General features: G+C 79.9%; 2 pseudogenes. One reads left to right on the forward strand and one right to left on the reverse strand.

Going from position 1 to position 721, the window contains the following annotated elements:
• Positions 1-485 (reverse strand): annotated as a pseudogene (locus GPJ59_RS36700) (stealth family protein); the annotation flags it as partial.
• Between the two features lie 20 nt (positions 486-505).
• Here GPJ59_RS36700 and GPJ59_RS36705 point away from each other — a divergent pair.
• Positions 506-721: pseudogene (locus GPJ59_RS36705) on the forward strand (hypothetical protein); the annotation flags it as partial.

Below are 721 nucleotides of genomic sequence, written 5' to 3' on the forward strand. Positions count from 1 at the left end.
AGCGGGCGGGGCGCGTCGGTGCCCGGCGCCAGGTACAGCGGGCACTGCCGGCCGGCGGCGGCGAGCGCGTCGGTGACCCGGGCGCGGTCCTCGGCGCGGACGGCGAAGCAGGCGCGGAAGTCGCTGGCGGCGCGTACGGCGAAGTAGTCGACGCCGGCGGCTTCGAGCGCGGTGACGACGAGCTCCAGGTTGGCCTCGCGCAGGCCCAGCGGGGACGCGGTCGGCCGGACCAGGGCGATCTGGGCGCCGCGGTCGAGCAGGGCGGCGAGCCGCTCGCCCCGGTCGAACAGGTGCGGCCAGCGCCGCCGCGCCCGGCGCGTACGCAGCACCCGCCCGAGCCCGAGCCCGACCTGCAGCCGCCGCAGCACCCGCTTGACCAGCGCGCGCAGCCGACTGGGGACACGGCGGGCCCGGCTGCGGCGCAGCGAGTCGGGCAGCAGCGTGCGATAGGCGGCGACGAGCGACGACGCCTCAGGATTGATCACCAGGGCTCCCCGGCGGGGCGATGCACTCCGTGCGGGGGCTGCGCGGCGGGGCCGTGCACTCCGTGCGGGGCCTGCGCGGCAGGGCCGTGCACTCCCTGCGGGGCCTGCGCGGCAGGGCCGTGCACTCCCTGCGGGGGCAGCCCGGCAGGGCCACGCACTCCCTGCGGGGGCAGCCCGGCAGGGCCACGCACTCCCTGCGGGGGCAGCCCGGCAGGGCCGTGGGCCTGGCGCGGGGG

It is taken from the genome of Streptomyces bambusae, from assembly GCF_019400985.1.
Lineage (GTDB): Bacteria > Actinomycetota > Actinomycetes > Streptomycetales > Streptomycetaceae > Streptomyces > Streptomyces bambusae_A.